We start from the raw sequence: 21,396 nt of genomic DNA on the forward strand, positions 1-21,396 counted from the left end.
CCGGATTCCAGGACGCAAATCCCCGATCCCGTAGCCTCGACTGGAGGACGGAGCGGTCAATCTGGAACCCGTTTGGGAGCGTCCGGCGGGACAAAAAACGACCCGCGCCGAACAGTTCGAAAACTAGGCCAAACCGATCTCACCCGTCAAGGAGTAGTCGGGGTTCCTGAATCAAATACTAAATATGGTGGAAAGGGTGGATAACCAAGGGGGCTTGCCGCGCCTTGATTGGTGCCAAGTATCGGTGAGTCCTCACGGAATCGAAAGCCAAAAATATTTCTCAAACTGTCTGAAAACCGACCTGCACCCACTGTTCACAGCCCAACTTTATTTTGTCATCCAGGGATTGCGTTTGGCGGACTCAGGGCGCGCAGATGACCGCAGGACAGGTTCCCGCCACCGGCAGTGGTCAGCCCCTCCAATTGCGCGCACGGTTGCACCGATTCCTCGCTCGGTTCCCCCATGACAATCCCCAAGCCTCCCGGTTCGCGCTCGCGAATCGCTCCTCTCGGTCTGCTCCTTCTCGCCATCACCTCGGTCGGCTGGGGCCTGAACTGGCCGGTGATGAAATTGCTGCTCACCGAGTGGCCCCCGCTGACGGCCCGCGGTGGTACCGGTGTGGTTGGTGCCTTGCTGCTCGCTGGCCTTGCAGTGGCCCGGGGTGAGAGTCTGGTTGTGCCACGCGCGCAATGGGGGCGGCTGGTACTGCTGGCAGGGCTCAATGTGTTCGGCTGGATGGCGCTGATGGGTCTGGCGCTGTTGTGGCTGCCGGCCGGCGAGGCCGCGGTGATCGCCTATACGATGCCGATCTGGGCGTCCGTGCTGGCCTGGCTGGTGCTTGGCGAGCGATTGTCGCTGCAGCGGCTCATCGCGATGCTGATGGCCTTTGCCGGGATCGCCGCCCTGATGTCCGGCGGCGGCATCTCCGCCAATGCGACCAAGCTTCCTGGCCTGATCATGGCGCTGACCGGCGCGCTGGGCTTCGCCTTCGGGACGGTGCTCGCCAAGAAATACCCGCTGTCGCTGCCGCTGCTGACATCGACGGCCTGGCAGATCGGCATAGGCTGCGCGCCGGTGCTGTTGCTGGGCGTGATCTTCGAAAGCGCGCGTTTTGACGCCCTGACATCGCTGGGCTGGTCGCTGCTGGCCTATATGGCGGTGATGGTGTTCTGCGTGACCTATCTCTGCTGGTTTGCCGCGCTCCGGCTTCTGCCCGCATCCGTGGCCGCGATCGGCACCATGGCCGTGCCGGTGATCGGCGTGGTCGGCTCAGCCATCGTGCTGCACGAACCGCTGGGCCTCGTGCAGGTCGCCGCCCTGGCCTTTACCCTCGCGGGCGTTGCGCTGGCGACAAAGGGGTAGGCTGCCGTGCCATCCACGCGTCAGGCGCCCAGCGCAAGCGAGTGAGCGTCAGCCCGGGTTTGCGGCCAGCGGCACCTTGACGGTGAAGTGCGAGCCATGGGCGAGATCCGACTTCGCCTCGATCTCGTGACCAAGTGCTTCAGCTGTGCGCCTTACGATCGACAGGCCAAGACCGAGGCCTTCGCTGGCCGGGTTGATCTGGTGGAAGGCATCGAAGATCGAAGTGAGTTGCTCGGTGGCGATGCCGGCGCCGGAATCCAGCACCTCGATGGTCAATGAATTGCCGTGCTTGCGGCAGCCGACCAGCACGCGGCCGTGATCTGTGTATTTGATGGCGTTGCCGACGAGATTGCCGAGGATGGCGCGGAGCATGCCGGGATCGCTGACCACATGGGCCTTGCTCGGCACCACGACCAGTTCGAGGCCCTTGGCTTCGGCGTGCAGGCTCCAATTGGCCAGGATCGACTCGAATACGTCCGAGATCGGGAAGGCGCGGAGGCTGGGCGTGCCGAAACCTGCATCCAGCACCGATGTTTCGGCGAGGCGATCGAGTTCTTCCGCCATCCGCATGCCGGCATCGATGGCATAGCCGAGCCGTTCGCGATCCTTCTCGTCGGTCAGCTTGTTGCGGATGCGGTCAATGGCCATGATCATGACCTGCAGCGGCTGTTTGAGGTCGTGACCGGCAACGGCCATCAATCGGCTGATATTGCGCTGGAGCCGATCGGACAGATGCAGCGCGCGGCGGAATTCCATCTGCGACATGACCTGGCGGGCGAGGGCGGCGAGCACCTCGCGCTGTTCGGTCGAGAGGATGCGCGGCTTGTGGTCGAGCACGCAGACCGTGCCGAGCGGCAGGCCGTCCGGCGTGCGCAGCAGCGCGCCGGCATAGAAGCGCACATGCGGGTCGCCGGTCACCAGCGGGTTACAGTCGAAGCGGGTGTCCTTGGTGACGTCCTCGACTTCGAGAAAACTGTGCTCCAGAATCGCGTGCGCGCAGATCGACCGGTCCATGGATGTCTGCCGTATGCCGAGGCCGACCTCCGACTTGAACCACTGCCTGTCTTCATCGACCAGACTGATGATCGAAATCGGGGTCTGGCAGACATAGCTGGCGATCTTGGTGATGTCGTCGAAGGATGGCTCAAGGGCGGTGTCGAGAATACCGTAGGAGCGCAGCGCCTTGAGGCGCTCGGCTTCGTTGGGATGGAGCCTGGCGATCTTTGGCTTGTCTGACGCGTCCACTGAACCTGCTCACACCCGACGCCGTCGACCCATCGAACGGTTCGATAAGTCCACCAACACTACGCGCGAGTTCCCCGAAAGTCTCGCGCGCGCTGCATCCCCGTTCTTAGACCCTGAGACGGCGGGCGCAAACCAGAAATGACAAAGGACGATGCCGCGAGGCACCGTCCTTTGCGTCGTGCTCAAATCGTCATGTTACGGGCAGGCGTGGCGCAGACCGTCATAGCCGAGATAGGTGCCCGTGCGCACATTGTACGACTTGTAGGTGCGGATGCAGTAATCGACATCGCCGCCGCCGGTGTCGGGAGCGACTTCGACGACATCCGGGGCGTCATCGTAATAGCTGCTGCCATAATACGGGCTGCCGCCGTAATAGCCGTAGGAGTTCCCGTAATAGCTGCTGGCGGCCAGACCGCTGCCGATAATGGCGCCGGCTGCGAAGCCCGGCCCAAACCCGCCGCCACGCCAGCCACCACCGCGCCAGCCGCCGCCGTGATTCCAGCCACCGCCACCAGCAAAGCGCTGACCGCCGCCATGCCAGCCGCCGCCTCCGCCACCGAAGCGGGCACCGCCGCCCGAGACGGTACCGATGGTCCGCGCTTGACCGCCGGGGCCAACGCCCACGACCTTGGTGTTTTGCGCGAAGCTCGGTGTCGCTGCGAAGGCGGGGAGTGCGACAGCGACCGCTGCTGCGACGCTCAAAATCTTCAAATTCGTCATCGTCTGCTCCTGTATGGGATGCATGTTCAACCCCCTGAAGGGATTGCCGTTCCCTGCCGCCGCGCGGTTATTGCGCAATGACAGAATGGCTGTCCGGAGCTGTATGCGGCATGAATGGATTGGGCCGATTCTGCGACAGCCGGTGCTCTGGAGGTAGGCCCGCGGAAGGCCGATACGAGGCCTGTCACGATCAGTTGCTGGCGGCGATCAGTCGCGGCGGTAACTGGACATTTGGCGGCCCGGATGGCATCAACAGCCCGACAAAACCTTCGAACGGTTCAAAATATGAAACAGTTTCTGCTGAAATTCTTCACGTGGTGGAGCGGGACGACCTTCGGGACGAACCTGTGGACGTCGCGATTCGGCGAACTGGTCGGTACCGACGAGCAGGGCAACAAATATTACCGCACCAAGGGCGGCAAGATCGATCCGACGCTGGGCTTCGAGCGCCGCTGGGTGATTTACAACGGCTATGCCGAAGCCAGCAAGATCCCGCCGGACTGGCATGGCTGGATCCACCACACCGTGGACGTACCGCCGACCGAAGAGAATTATGTACCGCGCGAATGGCAGAAGCCGCACCAGCCGAACCTGACCGGTACGCCGGCAGCCTATCGCCCGGCTGGTTCGACTCTGGCCAGCGGCCGTCGCCCGAAAGCGACCGGCGATTACCAGGCCTGGACGCCCGGTTCGTAACGACTCATCCGTTCTGGACGACCGGTTGTGCGAGCCGCTCTGCGGCGCGCTCGACCTTGGCTTTGCGCTGTTTCCAGCCGTCGGCTTTCGCGGTCAGATAGGCCACCACCTCCGGCGATGCTGTCTCGGGTGAGCCCGCATTGAATGGCGGCGCCGGATTGTATTCGATCGCCAGTTGAATCGTTTCGGCGGTTTTGCGATCCAGCATGATCGAAGTCAGCGTTAGCGCGAAGTCGATGCCCGCGGTGACGCCACCGCCGGTGACGCGATTGCGGTCGATGCAGACGCGCGACGCATCCGGAATGGCGCCGAAATGCGACAGGAAAGGCCGCGCTGACCAGTGGGTGGCTGCGCGGTAACCAGTCAGCAGGCCGGCGGCGCCGAGTACCAGCGAACCCGTGCAGACCGATGTCACATAGTGCGCGCCAGGCGCCTGCTTGCGCAGGAATGTCAGCGTCTCCTCATCATGCATCGCTTCGTCGGCGCCCGCGCCGCCAGGCACGCAGATCACATCGAGCTGTGGGCACTCGCCAAATGTGGTGGTCGGCAGAAAGGTCAGCACGGTGTCGGTTGTGATCGGCTCGATGCACTTCCAGAGCAGATGCACCTTTGCGCCCGGGACGCGCGAGAGCACCTGCAGCGGGCCGGTGAAATCGAGCTGCGTGACGTTCGGAAACAGGACGAAGCCGATCTGGATGGGCGCGGTCATGACGATCTCCTGATGTGCAGACTTGACGGGATCAGTCTGCCATGATGGCTTCATGTCCAAAATGGCATAATTCCCTCAATATCGGACATCGGCTTGATTTGATGATCGGCATTCTGGTTTTCCCGAATTTCCAATTGCTCGATGCGGCTGGGCCGATTGCAGCCTTCGAGATCGCGGGCCGCCTCGCGGGAGCGCCGGCGTCGATCAAGGTGATCGCGGCTGAGCCCGGCGAGATAGCAAGTTCGTCGGGCGTGGCGTTGCTGGCGCGCGGCTTGCGTTCGATTGCCGGGCTTGAGACATTGATCGTGGTCGGCGGACAGGGTGTGCGTGCAGCGGCCTCATGTCCGCGCATACTGGCCTTTGTCCGCAAGGCCGGACAACGCGGCTGCCGCGTCGCCAGCGTTTGTTCCGGGGCCTATGTTCTGGCCGAAGCGGGTATTCTCGACGGCCGCCACGCGACGACGCATTGGCGACACACGCAGCATTTTCTCGCCAGCTATCCGCAGATCAAACTCGCGCCTGACCGGATCTTTGCGCGTGACGGCAATATCTGGAGCTCTGCAGGCATCAGTGCCGGTATCGATCTTGCGCTGGCGATGATCATCGAGGATCACGGCGAAGCGGTGGCGCAGGCCGCAGCGCGACAGCTCGTGCTGTACCACCGTCGCGGCGGGGGGCAGTCACAATTCTCGTCGCTGCTGGAGCTGAAAGCGCCGACCGGTCGCTTCGCGCCACTCCTTAGCTGGGCGCGCGAACATCTCGATCAGGCGCTCACCGTGGAGCGGCTCGCCGAACATGCCGGCATGAGCGCGCGGCACTTTACGCGCGCCTTCATCGCCGAGACCGGCGCGACACCGTCGAAGGCCATCGAGCGGCTCCGCGTCGAGGTTGCCAGGCAGCGCGTGCAGGGCAGCAGCGAAGCGATCGAGCTGATCGCGCAGTCGGCGGGCTTCCGCGATCCGGAACGGATGCGCCGCGCCTTCATCCGCAGTTTCGGCCAGCCGCCGCAGGCGCTGCGCAGGGCGGCGCGGGCGGGCTAAAATACGCGCGGCGCGATCACCATAAACCAGACGAGGGCGGATACAATATAGCCAGCAACATGCGTATTGTGAGATGCTATATGTCGAAACTACGCCTGATACGATAGAGGACCAGGACGCCAGACGAGTTCATCGCTTTCCAAGACGCCTGTTCACGGTGAAACCTCAGGGAAATCCGACATGATCAGCGATACGCGCAGCGAGCACGACCTGTTGGGCAACCGCGATGTTCCGGCCGACGCCTATTACGGCGTTCATACACTCAGGGCCGTCGAAAATTTTCCGATCACCGGCATTCCGATTTCCATCTATCCCGAGCTCATCAGTGCGCTTGCCGCGATCAAACAGGCAGCGGCGCTTTCGAATATGGATCTCGGATTGCTCGACAAGACGCGTGGGGCTGCGATCATCGCTGCCTGCGAGGACATTCGCGCCGGCCGTTTGCATGATCAATTTGTCGTGGACGTCATTCAGGGCGGTGCCGGGACGTCTACCAACATGAATGCGAATGAGGTGATCGCCAATCGCGCCCTGGAAATTCTCGGTCATAGCAAAGGCGACTACGGGTATCTGCATCCGAACGAGCAGGTCAATATGAGCCAGAGCACCAACGACGTGTATCCCACGGCGTTGAAGATCGCGACCTATCACGGCGTATTTCACCTGATCGACGCGATGGCCGTGTTGCGAAAGGGATTCGAGCGCAAGGCGGACGAGTTCAAGGATGTTCTGAAGATGGGCCGCACCCAGTTGCAGGATGCGGTGCCCATGACGCTCGGTCAAGAGTTCAGCACTTACGGCGTCATGATCGGCGAGGACGAGGATCGCTTGCGCGAGGCAGCGTTGCTGATCTGCGAGATCAATATGGGCGCGACTGCCATCGGCACCGGCATCGCGTCGCATCCAGACTATGCACGGTTGATCTGCCAGCATCTCGCTACCATCACCGGCATGCCGCTCGTCACGGCCGCAAACCTGATCGAGGCCACGCAGGACTGCGGTGCGTTCGTTCAGCTTTCAGGCGTGCTCAAGCGGGTAGCCGTCAAGATTTCCAAGATCTGCAACGACCTCCGGCTGCTGTCGAGCGGCCCGCGCGCCGGTCTCAATGAGATCAATCTGCCGGCGGTACAGGCGGGTTCCTCGATCATGCCGGGCAAGGTGAACCCGGTCATTCCCGAGGTCGTAAACCAGGTCGCGTTCGAGGTGATCGGCAACGATCTCACGGTGACCTTCGCCGCCGAGGCCGGCCAGCTTCAGCTCAACGCGTTCGAGCCGATCATTGCGCACAGCCTGTTCAAGAGCGTCAGCCATATGCGGGAGGCCTGCCTGACGCTGGAGAAGCGTTGTGTCGCGGGCATCACAGCGAACCGCGAACGTCTCCGTGCCTATGTCGAGAATTCAATCGGCCTCGTCACCGCGCTCAACCCCTATATCGGCTACGCCAACGCCACCGCCATTGCGGTCGAGGCCCATGAGACCGGCCGCAGCGTCTACGATCTGGTGCTGGAAAAAGGCCTGCTGCCGCAGGAGACCCTTGCCGCCATTCTCCAGCCCGAGGTGCTGACCCGGCCGCAAAGTATGCCGACCCGCGAGTGAAGACGGCAGTCCAGCTTCGGCAAGGCGCGGATCAGCGCGCGGGCATCTGCGCAACCGCCAGCATCGCCGCCACGTAGCCATAGGGTCCAAGCCCGCAGATCACGGCGGTGGCGGCCTGCGAGAGGACCGAGTGGCGGTGATACTTGTCGCGAGCGTGGATGTTGGAAATGTGCAGCTCCACGATCGGACCCTCGAAGGCTTTCATGGCGTCGAGCATGGCGATCGATGTGAAGGAATAGCCGGCCGGATTAATGATGATCGCGTCGGCATCCTGACGGGCTGACTGGATCAGATCGACCAGCACACCTTCATGGTTGGACTGGTGAAACGACAGCGTCAGTTTCAGCTTGCTGGCCTGTTCTTCGCAACTGGCCTTGATCTCATCGAGCGTGGTGGTCCCGTAAATATGCGGCTCCCGCACGCCGAGCAGGTTGAGATTGGGACCGTTCAGTATCATCACGCGTTTCATTGTCTTACTTCCTTCCGCTAGCCGCCGAGCCATTTTGCCGGCACCATCACCAGCGACGGGAACAGCGTCAGCAGCGCCAGCACCACCAGTTGCGCGATCATGAACGGCCAGACGCCGCGCATGATCTCGTCCATGCTCACCTTCGCCACGCCGCACACTACGTTGAGCACCACGCCGACGGGTGGCGTGATCAGTCCGATCGCGTTGTTGATGATGAACAGCACGCCGAAATAGACCGGGTCGATGCCGGCCTCGCGGACGATCGGCATCAGCACCGGTGTCAGGATCAGGATGGTGGGCGTCATGTCGAGTGCAGTGCCGACGATGACCACAATGATCATCAGCACGATCATCAGAAGCGTCTGGTTGCCCATGAAGGGACGGGCGAGCTCGACGATCTGGCCGGAAATTTCGGCGACCGTGATCAGCCAGGACGACACCAGCGCCGCGGCGACAAGGAACATCACCACGGCGGTGATCTGTGCGGAGCTGATCAGAATCTTGACCAGTTGCGGGAAGGTCAGCTCGCGATAGACGAAGGTGGCCACAATGAAGGAATAGACCGCGACGACGACGGCCGCTTCGGTCGGCGTGAAGATGCCAAAGCGCAAGCCGAAAACGATGATCATCGGCAGCATCAAGGCCCAGAAGCCATCGATCAACGCGCGAAAGATGTGCGCCAGGCTTTGTCGCGGAGGGCTCACCGAGTTCTCATTGCGCGCAACCCACCACCAGGCGCAGCACAGACTGCCGCCGAGCATCAGACCCGGCACCACGCCGGCGAGAAACAGCTTCGAGATGGAGACGCCGGCGGCAACGCCGAAGATGACGAAGCCGATCGAGGGCGGGATCACCGGCGCGATGATTCCGCCGGCGGCGACGAGACCGGCTGCGGAGGCGCGGTTATGCCCGGCCGCAGCCATCATCGGCACCAGCAGCGCGCCGAGCGCGGCGGCGTCGGCAACGGCAGACCCGGACAGTGATGCGAGAATGCAGGACGTCAGAATGGCGACATAGCCGAGCCCGCCGCGCAGATGGCCGACGAGGGCGATGGCGAAGTTCAGGATGCGGCGAGCGAGGCCGCCGGTGTTCATGATCTCGCCAGCCAAGATGAAAAATGGCACCGCCATTAGCGGGAAGGAATCAACGCCATTGATGACGTTCTGCGCGATGATCTGGGAGTCGAAGATATCCAGATAGGTCATCAGCGCGACGCCGCAGATGATCAGGGCAAATGCGATCGGCATGCCGATGGCCATGGCGCCCAGCAGCGAGAAAGTGAAGATGCCGATGGTCATTGGCGGTCATTCCCGTTGGCGGCGGTGGACGTCGCGGGGACCTGTTCCTCGGACTCGCTGATGGCGATCAGCTCCGATGTGGCGAGCTGGCCGCTCAACAGGCGATAGAGATCATGCAGCAGGATCGGGATCGAGGCGGCGCCGAAGACGAGACCGGCGGCATAGAACAGACCAACGGAGAGGCCGGAGGCCGGCGCCGTCGTGTCCCAGTTCAGCACCGTTTGTTTCCATGAGCCCTCGGTGAGCAGCACAGAAGCATACAGCATCAACGCATGGCTGAGCGCGTAGCAGATCTTGCGCCCCATCGGCGACAGCATCTTCACGAAACTGTCGACGCCGAGATGAGCGTGCTCACGGAGGCCAACGATGGCTCCGAGAAACACCATCCAGACGAACAGCCAGCGCGACAGTTCCTCGGAGATGGCGATACCGGAGTTGAAGACGTAGCGCAGCACGACATTGCCGAACACCAGAAACACCATGGCCGCCAGAAGGACGGCCATGACGAGCTTGAGCGACCAGTAGTAGGCGTCGACGATCCTGTGTGTCGCAGAGGCAGAAGGAGCGGGCATTAGCAGCTTTCGCGAGTGGGCGTGGTAATCGTCGCGCGGCGGCATCAGGCGGTGCGAAGCTCAATCCTTGTGGACGCGATCAAGTTCGCTGTTGAACAGCTTGACGATCTCCGGGTCGTAGTCGGCGGAGAATTTGGCGGCGATCGGTTTGGTCTTGTCGCGCATCTTGGCGAGTTCGGCCGGTGCGATCTCGTTGACCTCCATGCCCTTGGCCTTGAGCTCGCCGACGGAAGCCGCTGCTGCATCGCGGCTGACCTTGCGTTGATAGTCACGGGCCTCGTTAGCGGCGTCCTGCAGTATCTTCTGCTCGTCCTTGGACAACTTGTCCCAGAACACCTTGCTGACCAGGATGATGTTGGTCGAATAGGTGTGGTTGGTGACGCTGAGATACTTTTGCACCTCATAGAACTTGTTCGAGAGGATCACTGAGAACGGATTCTCCTGGCCGTCGACCGTGCGGGTTTCCAGCGCGGTGTAGAGTTCGGAGAAGCTCATCGGCACCGGGTTGGCATTGAACGCCTTGAAGGTCTCCAGATAGACCGGGTTCGGGATCACGCGGATCTTGATGCCGTCGAGATCCTCGCCCTTGGTGATCGGGCGCCGGCTGTTGGTGACATTGCGGAAGCCGAGATCCCAGTAGCCGAGACCGATCAGACCCTTCTCCGGGAGCTTGGCGAGCAGGGCCGAGCCAAGCGGGCCATCCAGCAGCGCGTCGGCCTGCTTCGGCGTTGAGACGATGAACGGGAAATCGATCAGCCCGTAGTCCTTGACGATGCCCACCAGCGACGTGGTGGCTGGCGACTGCATTTCCTGCGTGCCGGCGCGCAGTGCCGACTGCTGCTGCATCTCTGAGCCGAGTTGGTTGGCGGGATATTCGCGCACCTTCATCTTGCCACCGCTCTTCGCGGCAACGAGTTCAGTGAACTTCTGCACGCCCTTGCTGACGGGATGATCGGTGTTGTTGAGGTGACCCCAGCGAATGGTGCGTTCCTGCACCTGCGCGGATGCCGGGCCGCAGGCGACGGCGAGGGTGGTGGCGACGGCGGCGAGCCAGACGGTAGATGTCGAATGGACGGTCATGTTGCTTCTCCCCAGAATGGTATTTTTCCGTTCTTGGGCGCAACCGTCTTATATGGTAAAATAAAAATCAACTGATATTTCGAAATATCTATGATGATTTGTGTCTAGCTGCCGGGCTGATGTAAGGTGCCGGCCAGATCATGCCATCAGGATTGCTCATGCTGGATATCCCCATTGCGGACCGGGCCGGAGAGACCGTCGGCGACAGCGCCTATCGGCGCATCCGCAACGACGTCATTTTTGGCAATCTCGAGCCCGGCCAGAAGCTCAAGCTGGAGAAGATGAGTGTCGCCTATGGCACCAGCGTCTCGACGCTGCGCGAGACGCTGAACCGGCTGTGCTCGGAAGGCTTCGTCGTCGCCGAAGGCCAGCGCGGTTTCGAGGTGACGTCGATTTCGGCTACGGAATTCCAGCAGATTGCGGAATTGCGCGAACTGCTCGAGGGCCATGCCATCGAGCAGTCGTTCAAGTTAGGCGATCTCGACTGGGAGGCGCTGGTCGTTTCCGCGCATCACAAGCTGTCCGCCATGGAAAAGGCAATGCTCGCCGGCGATAAGTCGAAGACCGAGGCCTGGAAACAGTGCGACTGGCAGTTTCACCGCGCGCTGATCGCAGCCTGCGGATCGCAGGTGCTGCTCGACGCACTGTCGGCGGCTTACGACAAATATCTGCGCTATCAGATGCTGGCGGTGGTGTTTCGCGGCGAAGTCGCTGCGGTCGAGCACCGCGAACTGATGAACGCTGCGCTGGCGCGGGATTCCGCCAAGGCACGCAAGCTGCTGCACACCCACATCCATGATTGCGTGAAGCATGCCCTGAGCAATTCGGACTGGCTGAGACCGGCGCATGCGCCGTTGCGGCAGCAAATCGCCCACCAGCGTAAAAAACCGAGGACCTAAAATGGTTCGTCGTTCGCGATCCGCTTCTTCCTTTTGCGCGATCGCTCCCAGACGACGCCCGGAAAACCCTTGAGCGGAACCAGCGGCTCGCCGGTGTAGGTCCACTCCTGCAATTCCTCTATGCCGATATGATAAAGCGGCTGCCGGCCAGTGCGGCTGACGAACAACGCGCGGGCAATGTTGACCATGTGCGGCGAGCGAGCGCGTTCGTAGAACAGCGGTGTGCCGCATCGTTTGCAGAAGCTTCGCGTGGTGCCCGATGCCTTGTCTTCAAAGCGCGTGATCTCCGCCTGTCCTTCCATGACGCGGAAACGTTTGCGCCAACTGCCGACATAGGTGGCATAGGCGGCGCCATGCGCCTGTCGCGTGGCACGGGAATGATCGTGCCACGCCCAGCGGGCCGGAAAATCGATTTCGAATTGGACCGTGCCGCACAGGCAGCGGCCCCTGACCGGACCACCGGGTGCGATCTTCTCCGGCTTCTTCATCGTGATCGCTCCCGGGATGGCGCCAGCGCTAGCCCAATCCTTTCAGCCATTCTCCCATCTCGTGCAGCGCCGTGTTCGCTTTAGGCAAAATCTTGCCCATGGTGATGAAGCCATGGAATTGGCCGGGATAGGTTTTGTATTCCACGGCCACGCTCGCGTCAGACAGGCGCTTGGCATATTCATCGCCTTCGTCGCGCAGCGGATCAGCGCCGGCGGTCATGACATAGGCCGGCGGCAGGCCCGCGAGGTTGTCCATGCGGGCAGGCGAGGCGCGCCAGTTGTCGACGTCGGCCTTGCCCGTGAGATAGTGATCGGCGAACCAGCGGATGACATTGTGCGTCAGCAGGCAACTCGTCTCCGGTTCGCTGTGCGAGGGATGGGTCATGCGGAAGTCGGTGGCAGGATAGATCAACAACTGGCCGGCGAGTTTCGGTCCGCGATTGTCCCGCGCGTCGATAGCGACGATGGCGGCGAGATTACCTCCGGCGCTGTCGCCGCCGACGCTGATCTGCTTTGCATCCACATTGAGCTGTACGGCATTGTCGGAAATCCAGCGTGTTGCGGCGATGGCGTCGTCGATGGCGGCGGGAAACTTGTTCTCCGGCGCGAGGCGATAGTCGACCGAGATCACGATCATCTCGCCTTCATGGGCGATAATGCGACACACCACATCGTGGCTGTCGAGATCTCCGATCACCCAGCCGCCTCCGTGGAAGAACACCAGGCACGGCGACAAGCCGTCGGTTTTACGGAGCACTTTCGGCGTGTAGGCGCGCGCCGGAATGGCACCGGCCGGGCCGGGCACCGTCATGGATTGCACCGACGCCAGTTCCGGCGGTTCGGGGTTGGCGACCGGTCGCGCTTTCAAATACCACTCGCGCGCTTCCTGCGGCGAGATTGTTTCGTAGGGTGGGCGGCCGGCATCGCGGAACACGTTCAGCACGGCGGCGGCATCGGGATCGAGAACAACAGGCATGTGATCTGCTCTTGGTTTTTGGATGTTTAGGCGGAGGTGCGGCCGCCATCGACGGTGTAGGCGGAGCCGGTGACGTAGCTCGCATCATCCGAGGCGAGGAAGGCGACGATCGGCGCGACTTCCCGGGCGAGACCAAGGCGGCGCTGCGGCACACGGTCCACGACCTTCTCGACGGGCGCAGGCATGCCGCGGCCGACCCGTGCATCCACGATGGCCGACAGCATGCGGCTGTCGATCAGGCCGGGGCAGATGCAGTTCACGCGCACATCGGTGCCGGTGCATTCCTGCGCCGCGCTCTTGGTAAGGCCGATTACCGCGTGTTTACTGGCGCTGTAGGCTGCGATCTCTGCGGAGCCGATGATGCCGGCAATGGACGCCGTGTTGATGATCGAACCCTTGTTGGCCCTCAGCATCACCGGCAGCACATGCTTCATGCCGAGAAACACGCCGACCACATTGACGTCGAGCACCTTGCGAAAGTCGGCGAGCGAGGCTTTCACGATGGGCGCGATCGTGCCTTCGATGCCGGCATTGTTGTAGAAGATATCGATGGTTCCGAAACGCTTCACCGTGGCGGCGACATAGCCGATGACGTCTTCCTCGCTCGTCACATCTGCCGTGAGTGCCAATGCCTCGGCAGAGGCGGGGAGGTGCGCGACCGCGCGCTGAAGCGCGGCCGCATCGCGGTCCACGGCGACGATCCTGGCACCACGCGCCGCCAGCAATTTGATGGTCTCGGTGCCGATCACGCCGGCTGCGCCGGTGACGACGGCGATTCTGCCGTCCAGACGGATTCCGTCAGTCATATAGAGCGTTCTCCCCATGCTCCGGTTTGTTCCGGATTAATGGCCGGTCGCGCGTCACGCGCCTGCCTGATGTGGACTATTTCACGGGGAGGGTGACCTGACCAGCCGGGCGGTATGCGGAGCAGGGCGCCCTTTCGCCGCCGCATTCGGCGTGTTAACCGGAGGCGATTACGCGGCCATTCTCCTACAATGTCGCGAGCCTGATTCTCGATTGAGCCGCGCCGCATGTTGCGAACCCTGACGATTGCCGGATTTGCGGCCCTCCTGGCCGCCACCTCACTGTCGCCTGCACCCGTGCAGGCGCAGTTCGGTCCGCTGTTCGGCGATCCGCCGCCGCGCCCGCCGGGCAGCGTGCCGCGTGGCCAGCAACCACCGCCGCCCATGGACGACGAGGAGGAGGTGCCCGAGCTGCCGCAGGGCCGCCTGCTGCCGACGCGTCCTGGCACGGGCGCGCCGCCGCCCGGCGCTGTGCAGTCGCAGCCGCTGGCGCCGCCGCCCGGGAGCAACACCACCATCATTCCGCAGAACCAGCCCGGAACGCGGCAATCCGATCTGCCACCACCCTTGGGCGTATCGCCCAATCAGCCCGCGCCACAGCCCGGCGTGGCCAACGCGCCCGCTGCTGCTCCCAACGGCCGCCAGCCGCCCAAGGTGGCGCCGCCGACCCCTGCCACGCTGCAGCCCGGCGATGAGGTGGTGACCGAGCCGCCGGCGCAGAAGATCGTCAACAAGAAAGCGAGCTTCTCGGGCCTCGACAAGATCACCGGCCGCATCATCAATTTCGACGCCGACATTGGTGAGACCGTGCAATTCGGCGCGCTCCGTGTGAAGACCGACGCCTGCTACACGCGTCCGGCCACCGAAGCGGCCAATACCGACGCCTTCGTTGAGGTCGACGAAATCACGCTGCAGGGCGAAGTGAAGCGAATCTTCTCCGGCTGGATGTTTGCCGCCAGCCCCGGCCTGCACGGCGTCGAGCACCCGATCTACGATATCTGGCTGACCGACTGCAAAGGCCCGGAAGCGACGGTTGCAACCACGCAGCCCGATGCGCCGCGGCCCCCGCCGCCGGCCCAGAAACGCGCCCAGCCGAAGCAGCAACCGCGCGCCCAGCAGCAGCCCCTGCAGCCGCCGCCGGGCTTCCCTGCCTTCCGGCAATAAACGCGACGGCGCGTCTTAAGAGGCGTCGTTCCGTCCCGCGATAATGTCCAGCACCGTCGTGCCCTTGAGCGGGAAATCCGTAGGGAGTCTGTCGAACTCCGCGACGCCGTCGAGCGATGCGTCGAGCAGCTTGCGGTAACGCGCACGCGGCACTTCCTGCGCGCCGAACGACAGCAGGTGATCGGTGACATATTGGGTATCGAGCAGTTTGAAGCCGCCGGCGATCAGCCGCGCGACGAGATGCACCAGCGCGACTTTCGAGGCGTCGCGCGCATGATGAAACATGCTCTCGCCGAAGAAGGCGCGACCAAGTGAGACGCCATAGAGCCCGCCGACCAACGTATCGTCCAGCCAGACCTCGACGCTGTGGGCATGGTCCATCTCATGCAGCTCGCCATAGAGATCGCGAATGCGCGTGTTGATCCAGGTGTCTTCGCGGCCGGGCTTCGGCGCGGCACATTCGGCCATCACACGTTTAAAGGCGGTGTTGACGGTCACGGTGAAAACGTCGGAGCGTACGGTGCGGGCGAGGCGCGAACTGATACGGAAGCCGTCCAGCGGAATGATGCCGCGCCGTTCGGGCTCGACCCAGAACAAGCCGGGATCGTCGGCGCTTTCCGACATGGGGAAGATGCCGCAGGCATAGGCGCGCAACAGCAGTTCTGGCGTAACCTCGGAGGAGGCGGAGTCGCGTGAACTCATGCCGCCAGCATAGCAGGCGGAGGCCGCGCGGGCGACGGTCTTGGCGCTCAACAGGCGCCGAGCGGATTGAGGTGGCATCGGAGGATCGGGGCCACGAACCAAGCAATGCTTATGCCCGATATTTGGCTTACTTATTGGATAGGCTCTGGTCGCGCAGGGCACACTGACGCCAACGCGGGCTGTTCAAATCTGGAACCGCTCGACAATCGTCCTGACGCGCCCGGATCGTTGCTTGATTGCTCGGACGACGGGCTTAGCTATCAGGATGCAGGCAGGGAGCCTGTTCACCATGACGAATATCGTGACAATCGACGGCAAGGCATCGACCAGAGCGACAACACCTCATCGCGTGGTCGTTGTCGGTGCCGGCTTCGGCGGGCTGGAGACTGTGTATCGGCTGACCGGTGCTGATGTCAGCATCACCATTGTCGATCGCCGTAATCATCACCTGTTTCAGCCGCTGCTCTATCAGGTTGCGACCGCGTCGCTGGCGACATCTGAAATCGCCTGGCCGATCCGCTATCTGCTGCGCGGACGCAAGGATGTGACGACATTGCTTGGTACAGTGACCGGTGTCGATACGGCTGCGCGCCGTGTGCAACTCGATGACGGGCAGACACTGCCTTACGACACACTCGTGCTCGCCACGGGGGCGGGTCACGCTTACTTCGGCCATGATGAATGGGAACCGTACGCGCCGGGCCTCAAGACGCTGGAAGATGCGACAACCATCCGTCGCCGTATCCTGACAGCGTTCGAACGTGCCGAACGCGAGAGTGACCCTGTAAAGCGTGCGGCATTGCTGACCTTTGTGATCATCGGCGCCGGACCGACTGGCGTCGAACTCGCCGGTACGATCGCCGAGCTGGCGCGCGTGACCTTGCCGGAGGACTTCCGCAATATCGATACGCGCGAGACTCGCGTGGTGCTGATCGAAGCGGGGTCACGGGTGCTTGCGGGATTCCCCGAAGAACTGTCGGCCTATGCACAACGCTCGCTGGAGAAGCTCGGCGTCGAAGTCGCACTCGGACATGCCGTGTCCGATTGCAATGTCGATGGCGTTGTCTATGGCGACAAGGCGCTCGGCGCCAGGACGATCATCTGGGCGGCAGGCGTGCGCGCGTCGCCGGCTGCAGAGTGGCTGGGTGTTGCCGCCGATCGGGCGGGGCGGCTGCAGGTCAATCCAGATCTCGCTGTGCCGGGTCACCCCGATATTTTCGCTGTCGGAGATACGGTGACTATCGCCGCGCCGGACGGCAATCCGGTGCCCGGCATCGCGCCGGCGGCAAAGCAGGAAGGGCGCTATGTCGCGTCAGCGATCAAGCAGCGTCTGCGCGGCGAGACGCCCGTGCCGTTTCGCTATTCGCACGATGGCAGTCTCGCGCAGATCGGCAAGAAACTTGCGGTGATCGACTTCGGTCGCGTGAGATTACGCGGTGCGCTGGCGTGGTGGATCTGGGGCATCGCCCACATCTACTTCCTGATCGGGCTGCGCAATCGCCTTGCCGTCGCGATCAACTGGCTGTGGATCCACACGCTCGACCAGCGCGGCGCGCGGCTGATCACGCAGGGGCGTGCGGTGGTCGACAACGACACCCAGACGTCAAGCTCGACCGAACAGAAGCGCGTCAGGTCGGCGCGTTAAACTCCCACGGCAGTCCGGCAAATCTTTCGATCAGAAAATCGAGCAGCACGCGGACCTTGGCCGGCGGGTTCCTGCCCGGTGGATAAACGCCATAGATGCCGCCGGTTGCCTTGGTCGGCTGGTCGAGTGCAAGCGCGACCAGAGCGCCGCGCTGCAGGGCTTCGCCGACAATGAAGGTCGGTTGATAGATGATGCCTTGGCCGGCGACGGCTGCGTGGCACAACGCATCGCCGTTGTTGGCGCGCAGATTTCCGCTGATGGTCACGTCGATGTCGCCCTTGGCGCCGAATGCCCAGCGATCCACACCGAAGGGACGTGACAGCGTGTAGCCGAGACAATTGTGTCCGGTCAGTTCGGCGATCGTTCGCGGCGTGCCATGTGCCGCAAGATAGGATGGCGCAGCGCAGACCACCGTCTGATAGGAGCCCAATCGCCTTGCGGTGAGTTGGGAGTCGGAGAGGTTTCCGATCCTGATAGCCAGATCCCAGCCTTCCTCCACCAGATCAACCAGGCGATCGTTCAATGCGAGATCGACGGTGATATGCGGATAGAGGTTCGCGAAGGATGGCAGGATGGGGGCGATGTAGTCCGTTCCGAACGACACCGGTGCATTCACCCGCAGCAATCCGACGGGATCGATACGGTCGGCCGTGATTGCTGCGTCGGCAGCCTCCATGTCGGCCAGGATACGCTGACCGGCTTCGAGATAGCGCTGGCCGGCCTCGGTCAGCGCTATCTTGCGCGTGCTGCGATGGACCAGGGCCGCGCCCAACCGGGCCTCGAGCGCGGTGATGTGCTTTGTCACCATGGTCTGGGACAGGCCAAGGGCACGGCCTGCAGCCGAGAAGCTGCCGGTGGCAACGACCCGGGTGAACACCTCGATACTGGTCAGGCGATCCAACATGCAGCTCTATCTCACTCTATGGGTGTGAAGTGATATTCGAGATAGCGAGATTATCGTTGAAAATAAAGGGGATTAGATTGCGTCGATAGCCATTCAGGAGATGACCATGATCGATACGCGAACCGCGCCCTTTGCTGCGCTGCTGCTCCGCCTCAGCCTTGGTGTGCTGTTTCTGGCCCATGCCGGCCTCAAATTTTTCGTCTTCACGCCCGCCGGCACCGCGAAGTTCTTTGGCAGTCTCGGCCTGCCACCGGAGCTGGCCTATCTCACCATCGCCGTGGAGACGGTCGGTGCCATCGCGCTGATCCTGGGCCTGTGGACCCGTGTGGCCGCCGTCGTGCTGATCCCCGTATTACTCGGCGCTATCGTCACGGTGCATGGCCCGGCAGGCTTCTTCTTCACCAACCCGAAGGGCGGCTGGGAATATCTGGCGCTCTGGATCGCCGCGTTGGGTGCACAGGCACTGCTCGGCACGGGCGCCTATGCGCTCGACAATCTGCGCAGCACGGCGACATCTGCGAAGCTGCAAGGATCCCTGTCAGCCTAATTGATAGAAGCCGACGAGGCGAGCCATGACATTGCGCGAGAAACTTCCAAGGAACCTTCCAAGCATCTTCCTGTCGCACGGTTCGCCCATGCTGCCTTTCACCGATGCGCCAGCGCGGACCTTTCTCGCTGGCCTCGGCCAGTCATTGCCGCGACCGGATGCGATCGTGGTGGCATCGGCGCATTGGGAAACCGCGGCGCCCGAAGTTAGCGCAACACCGGTCAATACGACGATCCACGACTTTCGCGGCTTTCCGCGTCAGCTCTACGAACTGCGCTACGACGCGCCTGGCGCGCCGGCTGTTGCTGCCGAAGTTGCTGACCTGCTGAAAGCGGCAGGTCTGTCCTGCACTGTCGATCCGCAACGCGGTCTCGATCACGGCGCGTGGGTGCCGCTACTGCTGATGTATCCGCAGGCGGATATCCCGGTGTTGCAGGTCTCGATCCAGACTCATCTCGGACCCGCGCATCATTTGCGTCTTGGTCGCGCGCTAGCCGCGCTACGACGCCAAAACATTCTGGTGATTGGCAGCGGCAGCTTTACCCACGATCTGTCATCCTTTCGCGGGCAGGGCGTCAACGATCCGGTACCGGATTGGGTGAATGGTTTTGCCGACTGGTTCGACGACGCGCTCCGCCGCAATGCCATTGATGATCTGCTTGTCTATCGTCCGCTCGCACCCCATGCGGTAAAGAACCATCCGACGGAAGAGCATCTGTTGCCGCTCTATGTGGCGCTGGGCGCGGCAGGCGCTACACCGCGCGTGACCCGGCTGCATGCCAGCGCGACGCACAGCGTGCTGCGGATGGATGTCTATGCCTTTACCGGCGACGAAGATGTCGCCGGCGCGACGCTTGTTGCAGATGCGAAAGGAGAGAAGGGCGCGCTCTAATCTGGTGATACACGTTACGCAGATTGCATTGGCGATTGCTCGCCAGGCAACAACTGGTGTTACGTTGCGAGCCGTATTGTCGCAGGTACGGCGGATCGGTTCGCCGGAGGAGACGCCGTGTCGCTGAGCTGGAAGAAGATCGCACCTCTGGCCGTCTGGCTGGTGCTGTACGTCATCCCTATTCCGGCAGGACTTGTCGCCAATCAGTGGCATTATTTTGCTGTTTTCGTTGCGGTGATTACCGGCCTTATCCTGGAATCCATGCCTGTTGGCGCGGTCGGTCTGATCGGTCTGACCTTTGCGGGCGTGATGGGATATGTCGAACATGATCCCAACAAGTCGCTGCGCTGGATGCTGAGCGGATTCTCCGAAAGCACGGTGTGGCTGATCGTCGGCGCCTTCGTATTCTCGATCGGCTATCGCAAGAGCGGTCTTGGCAGGCGTCTGGCATTGCTGCTGGTTCGCGGTCTCGGGCGCAACACGGTGGGACTGGGTTACGCGGTTGCGCTGTCCGATCTGGTTCTCGCGCCGGCGACGCCATCGAACACCGCGCGCAGCGGCGGCACGGTCTATCCGATTGTCAGCAACATCCCGAAGATCTACGGGTCGGAGCCGGGTCCGACAGCCGGCAGGATCGGAACCTACGTAATGTGGACCGCCTTCGCGGCGACCGCGGTGACGAGCTCGATGTTCCTCACTGCGCTTGCGCCCAATGCAGCTGCATTGAGCATCGCCAAGAAGATCGTGAGCGTGGACGTCGGCTGGTCGCAGTGGTTCATCGGGTTCGCGCCGCTCGGCGTGCCGCTCATTCTGCTGGTGCCGTTGCTGAGCTATATGATTTGCCGGCCGGAGGTGAAGAACAGCCCGGAGATCGTCGCGTGGAGCGGGGGTGAGCTTGCGTCGATGGGCGCGTTGTCGCGTAACGAATGGATCATGGCCGGACTGGTCGTGCTTGCGATGTTCCTGTGGATCACCGGATCCAATCCCGACATCTCGCTGCCTGGAGTCGGTTCGAACTTCATTAATGCAACGATGGTGGTGTTCGTTGTGATCTCGCTGATGCTCGTCACCGGCGTGATCACGTTTTCCGACATCATTGCCGAGAAGGCAGCATGGGAGGTGTTTTTCTACTTCACATCGCTGCTGACGCTGTCATCCGGCCTCAACGACATCGGCTTCATCAAATGGGCCGCCGCCGGCCTGGCGGCTCCGCTCGCCACGTTCAGCCCGACCATCGCGATGATCCTGCTCGTCTCGATCTTCTTCTGGATCCACTATTTTTTCTCGAGCATTACGGCGCACGCGGCCGCGATGCTGCCCGTCGTGCTGGCGGTGGGATCGAGCATTCCCGGAATCCCGATGTCGACTCTGACATTGCTCTGCATCTATTCGCTCGGCCTGATGGGGGTGATCTCGCCCTATGCCACCGGACCGGCGCCGATGTATTTTGGTAGCGGCTATATCGGCAAGGCCGACTTCTGGAAGTTCGGTCTGATCTTCGGGCTGATCTATTTCGCCGGCTTACTGCTGGTCGTGATGCCCTGGCTGCTGATGATCAATTGAACCCGCTCGGATAACCGAGCGGGCCG

General features: G+C 62.4%; 22 protein-coding genes. 10 read left to right on the forward strand and 12 right to left on the reverse strand.

Going from position 1 to position 21,396, the window contains the following annotated elements:
* The first annotated feature begins 462 nt into the window (after positions 1-462).
* A complete protein-coding gene (locus tag AC1RLZ_RS11615; protein ID WP_493188742.1) occupies positions 463-1,362 on the forward strand; it encodes a DMT family transporter in 900 nt (299 codons plus the stop codon).
* A gap of 48 nt (positions 1,363-1,410) precedes the next feature.
* On the opposite strand, the gene AC1RLZ_RS11620 is transcribed toward AC1RLZ_RS11615, so the two are convergent.
* The gene (locus AC1RLZ_RS11620; RefSeq protein WP_493188743.1) at positions 1,411-2,607 is read right to left on the reverse strand and encodes a GAF domain-containing sensor histidine kinase; all 1,197 of its coding nucleotides are present in this window, start codon (positions 2,605-2,607) and stop codon (positions 1,411-1,413) included.
* A 195-nt stretch (positions 2,608-2,802) separates the two neighbouring features.
* Entirely contained in the window at positions 2,803-3,327 is a 525-nt protein-coding gene (locus AC1RLZ_RS11625; RefSeq protein WP_493188744.1) for a BA14K family protein, read from the reverse strand.
* A gap of 285 nt (positions 3,328-3,612) precedes the next feature.
* On the opposite strand from AC1RLZ_RS11625, the gene AC1RLZ_RS11630 reads away from it, so the two are divergent.
* The gene (locus AC1RLZ_RS11630; protein ID WP_493188745.1) at positions 3,613-4,023 is read left to right on the forward strand and encodes an NADH:ubiquinone oxidoreductase subunit NDUFA12; all 411 of its coding nucleotides are present in this window, start codon (positions 3,613-3,615) and stop codon (positions 4,021-4,023) included.
* Positions 4,024-4,027: 4 nt separating this feature from the next.
* Here AC1RLZ_RS11630 and AC1RLZ_RS11635 read toward each other — a convergent pair whose 3' ends face one another.
* Positions 4,028-4,732, reverse strand: a complete 705-nt coding sequence (locus tag AC1RLZ_RS11635; RefSeq protein WP_493188746.1) for a DJ-1/PfpI family protein — start codon at positions 4,730-4,732, stop codon at positions 4,028-4,030.
* Between the two features lie 101 nt (positions 4,733-4,833).
* Here AC1RLZ_RS11635 and AC1RLZ_RS11640 point away from each other — a divergent pair, with 101 nt between their 5' ends.
* Positions 4,834-5,772 carry a GlxA family transcriptional regulator gene (locus tag AC1RLZ_RS11640; RefSeq protein ID WP_493188747.1) on the forward strand — a complete coding sequence of 313 codons (939 nt, stop codon included), beginning with the start codon at positions 4,834-4,836 and terminating at the stop codon, positions 5,770-5,772.
* Positions 5,773-5,952: 180 nt separating this feature from the next.
* On the forward strand, positions 5,953-7,368 hold the full coding sequence (gene aspA / locus AC1RLZ_RS11645; protein WP_493188748.1) for an aspartate ammonia-lyase: 1,416 nt from the start codon (positions 5,953-5,955) through the stop codon (positions 7,366-7,368).
* Positions 7,369-7,399: 31 nt separating this feature from the next.
* On the opposite strand, the gene aroQ is transcribed toward aspA, so the two are convergent.
* Genes aroQ through AC1RLZ_RS11665 form a run of 4 tightly spaced genes read right to left on the reverse strand, consistent with a single transcriptional unit; the run spans position 7,400 to position 10,787 of the window.
* Complete coding sequence (gene aroQ / locus AC1RLZ_RS11650) at positions 7,400-7,837, reverse strand: type II 3-dehydroquinate dehydratase (protein ID WP_493188749.1); 438 nt, start codon at positions 7,835-7,837, stop codon at positions 7,400-7,402.
* Positions 7,838-7,854: 17 nt separating this feature from the next.
* Positions 7,855-9,135 carry a TRAP transporter large permease subunit gene (locus tag AC1RLZ_RS11655; RefSeq protein ID WP_493188750.1) on the reverse strand — a complete coding sequence of 427 codons (1,281 nt, stop codon included), beginning with the start codon at positions 9,133-9,135 and terminating at the stop codon, positions 7,855-7,857.
* Positions 9,132-9,707 (reverse strand): TRAP transporter small permease, encoded by a 576-nt coding sequence (locus tag AC1RLZ_RS11660; RefSeq protein ID WP_493188751.1) that lies wholly within the window; start codon positions 9,705-9,707, stop codon positions 9,132-9,134. Before AC1RLZ_RS11660 ends, AC1RLZ_RS11655 begins: the two co-directional genes overlap by 4 nt.
* 60 nt (positions 9,708-9,767) lie before the next feature.
* On the reverse strand, positions 9,768-10,787 hold the full coding sequence (locus tag AC1RLZ_RS11665; RefSeq protein ID WP_493188752.1) for a TRAP transporter substrate-binding protein: 1,020 nt from the start codon (positions 10,785-10,787) through the stop codon (positions 9,768-9,770).
* 158 nt (positions 10,788-10,945) lie between these two features.
* Between AC1RLZ_RS11665 and AC1RLZ_RS11670 the strand changes: the two genes are divergently transcribed.
* The gene (locus AC1RLZ_RS11670; RefSeq protein WP_493188753.1) at positions 10,946-11,686 is read left to right on the forward strand and encodes a GntR family transcriptional regulator; all 741 of its coding nucleotides are present in this window, start codon (positions 10,946-10,948) and stop codon (positions 11,684-11,686) included.
* Here the strand turns inward: AC1RLZ_RS11670 and AC1RLZ_RS11675 are convergent.
* From AC1RLZ_RS11675 to AC1RLZ_RS11685, 3 genes are read right to left on the reverse strand one after another with little or no spacing between them, the layout of a single operon-like run.
* Positions 11,683-12,174 (reverse strand): GFA family protein, encoded by a 492-nt coding sequence (locus AC1RLZ_RS11675; protein WP_493188754.1) that lies wholly within the window; start codon positions 12,172-12,174, stop codon positions 11,683-11,685. The genes AC1RLZ_RS11670 and AC1RLZ_RS11675 overlap by 4 nt on opposite strands.
* A 28-nt stretch (positions 12,175-12,202) precedes the next feature.
* Complete coding sequence (gene lipP1 / locus AC1RLZ_RS11680) at positions 12,203-13,150, reverse strand: LipP1 family hormone-sensitive lipase (protein WP_493188755.1); 948 nt, start codon at positions 13,148-13,150, stop codon at positions 12,203-12,205.
* 26 nt (positions 13,151-13,176) lie between these two features.
* Positions 13,177-13,956, reverse strand: a complete 780-nt coding sequence (locus tag AC1RLZ_RS11685) for an SDR family NAD(P)-dependent oxidoreductase (protein WP_493188756.1) — start codon at positions 13,954-13,956, stop codon at positions 13,177-13,179.
* Between the two features lie 225 nt (positions 13,957-14,181).
* Here AC1RLZ_RS11685 and AC1RLZ_RS11690 point away from each other — a divergent pair, with 225 nt between their 5' ends.
* Positions 14,182-15,117, forward strand: coding sequence for a DUF2155 domain-containing protein (locus AC1RLZ_RS11690; protein ID WP_493188757.1), 936 nt, complete (start codon positions 14,182-14,184; stop codon positions 15,115-15,117).
* 15 nt (positions 15,118-15,132) lie between these two features.
* Here AC1RLZ_RS11690 and aat read toward each other — a convergent pair whose 3' ends face one another.
* The gene (aat, locus tag AC1RLZ_RS11695; protein ID WP_493188932.1) at positions 15,133-15,819 is read right to left on the reverse strand and encodes a leucyl/phenylalanyl-tRNA--protein transferase; all 687 of its coding nucleotides are present in this window, start codon (positions 15,817-15,819) and stop codon (positions 15,133-15,135) included.
* A gap of 289 nt (positions 15,820-16,108) precedes the next feature.
* Here aat and AC1RLZ_RS11700 point away from each other — a divergent pair, with 289 nt between their 5' ends.
* Positions 16,109-17,464, forward strand: coding sequence for an NAD(P)/FAD-dependent oxidoreductase (locus tag AC1RLZ_RS11700; RefSeq protein ID WP_493188758.1), 1,356 nt, complete (start codon positions 16,109-16,111; stop codon positions 17,462-17,464).
* On the opposite strand, the gene AC1RLZ_RS11705 is transcribed toward AC1RLZ_RS11700, so the two are convergent.
* On the reverse strand, positions 17,448-18,368 hold the full coding sequence (locus tag AC1RLZ_RS11705) for a LysR family transcriptional regulator (protein WP_493188759.1): 921 nt from the start codon (positions 18,366-18,368) through the stop codon (positions 17,448-17,450). The genes AC1RLZ_RS11700 and AC1RLZ_RS11705 overlap by 17 nt on opposite strands.
* 106 nt (positions 18,369-18,474) lie before the next feature.
* Between AC1RLZ_RS11705 and AC1RLZ_RS11710 the strand changes: the two genes are divergently transcribed.
* From AC1RLZ_RS11710 to AC1RLZ_RS11720, 3 genes are all read left to right on the forward strand, one after another.
* Positions 18,475-18,915: a DoxX family protein gene (locus AC1RLZ_RS11710; protein ID WP_493188760.1), complete on the forward strand. Its 441-nt coding sequence runs from the start codon at positions 18,475-18,477 to the stop codon at positions 18,913-18,915.
* Between the two features lie 25 nt (positions 18,916-18,940).
* The gene (locus AC1RLZ_RS11715) at positions 18,941-19,807 is read left to right on the forward strand and encodes a DODA-type extradiol aromatic ring-opening family dioxygenase (RefSeq protein WP_493188761.1); all 867 of its coding nucleotides are present in this window, start codon (positions 18,941-18,943) and stop codon (positions 19,805-19,807) included.
* A 117-nt stretch (positions 19,808-19,924) separates the two neighbouring features.
* Positions 19,925-21,370 (forward strand): DASS family sodium-coupled anion symporter, encoded by a 1,446-nt coding sequence (locus AC1RLZ_RS11720; RefSeq protein ID WP_493188762.1) that lies wholly within the window; start codon positions 19,925-19,927, stop codon positions 21,368-21,370.
* Positions 21,371-21,396: the final 26 nt, after the last annotated feature.

This window comes from Tardiphaga sp. GW822-FHT04G09 (genome assembly GCF_058800725.1).

Excerpts from the sequence above, each read along its gene's own strand:
- AC1RLZ_RS11665 (WP_493188752.1), bottom strand. The coding sequence starts at position 10,787 with ATGACCGTCCATTCGACATCTACCGTCTGGCTCGCCGCCGTCGCCACC.
- AC1RLZ_RS11715 (WP_493188761.1), top strand. The coding sequence starts at position 18,941 with ATGACATTGCGCGAGAAACTTCCAAGGAACCTTCCAAGCATCTTCCTG.
- AC1RLZ_RS11700 (WP_493188758.1), top strand. The coding sequence starts at position 16,109 with ATGACGAATATCGTGACAATCGACGGCAAGGCATCGACCAGAGCGACA.
- AC1RLZ_RS11660 (WP_493188751.1), bottom strand. The coding sequence starts at position 9,707 with ATGCCCGCTCCTTCTGCCTCTGCGACACACAGGATCGTCGACGCCTAC.
- aspA (WP_493188748.1), top strand. The coding sequence starts at position 5,953 with ATGATCAGCGATACGCGCAGCGAGCACGACCTGTTGGGCAACCGCGAT.
- AC1RLZ_RS11710 (WP_493188760.1), top strand. The coding sequence starts at position 18,475 with ATGATCGATACGCGAACCGCGCCCTTTGCTGCGCTGCTGCTCCGCCTC.
- AC1RLZ_RS11670 (WP_493188753.1), top strand. The coding sequence starts at position 10,946 with ATGCTGGATATCCCCATTGCGGACCGGGCCGGAGAGACCGTCGGCGAC.
- AC1RLZ_RS11685 (WP_493188756.1), bottom strand. The coding sequence starts at position 13,956 with ATGACTGACGGAATCCGTCTGGACGGCAGAATCGCCGTCGTCACCGGC.
- AC1RLZ_RS11705 (WP_493188759.1), bottom strand. The coding sequence starts at position 18,368 with ATGTTGGATCGCCTGACCAGTATCGAGGTGTTCACCCGGGTCGTTGCC.
- aroQ (WP_493188749.1), bottom strand. The coding sequence starts at position 7,837 with ATGAAACGCGTGATGATACTGAACGGTCCCAATCTCAACCTGCTCGGC.
- AC1RLZ_RS11615 (WP_493188742.1), top strand. The coding sequence starts at position 463 with ATGACAATCCCCAAGCCTCCCGGTTCGCGCTCGCGAATCGCTCCTCTC.
- AC1RLZ_RS11630 (WP_493188745.1), top strand. The coding sequence starts at position 3,613 with ATGAAACAGTTTCTGCTGAAATTCTTCACGTGGTGGAGCGGGACGACC.
- lipP1 (WP_493188755.1), bottom strand. The coding sequence starts at position 13,150 with ATGCCTGTTGTTCTCGATCCCGATGCCGCCGCCGTGCTGAACGTGTTC.
- AC1RLZ_RS11690 (WP_493188757.1), top strand. The coding sequence starts at position 14,182 with ATGTTGCGAACCCTGACGATTGCCGGATTTGCGGCCCTCCTGGCCGCC.
- AC1RLZ_RS11655 (WP_493188750.1), bottom strand. The coding sequence starts at position 9,135 with ATGACCATCGGCATCTTCACTTTCTCGCTGCTGGGCGCCATGGCCATC.
- AC1RLZ_RS11640 (WP_493188747.1), top strand. The coding sequence starts at position 4,834 with ATGATCGGCATTCTGGTTTTCCCGAATTTCCAATTGCTCGATGCGGCT.
- AC1RLZ_RS11675 (WP_493188754.1), bottom strand. The coding sequence starts at position 12,174 with ATGAAGAAGCCGGAGAAGATCGCACCCGGTGGTCCGGTCAGGGGCCGC.
- AC1RLZ_RS11635 (WP_493188746.1), bottom strand. The coding sequence starts at position 4,732 with ATGACCGCGCCCATCCAGATCGGCTTCGTCCTGTTTCCGAACGTCACG.
- AC1RLZ_RS11625 (WP_493188744.1), bottom strand. The coding sequence starts at position 3,327 with ATGACGAATTTGAAGATTTTGAGCGTCGCAGCAGCGGTCGCTGTCGCA.
- aat (WP_493188932.1), bottom strand. The coding sequence starts at position 15,819 with ATGAGTTCACGCGACTCCGCCTCCTCCGAGGTTACGCCAGAACTGCTG.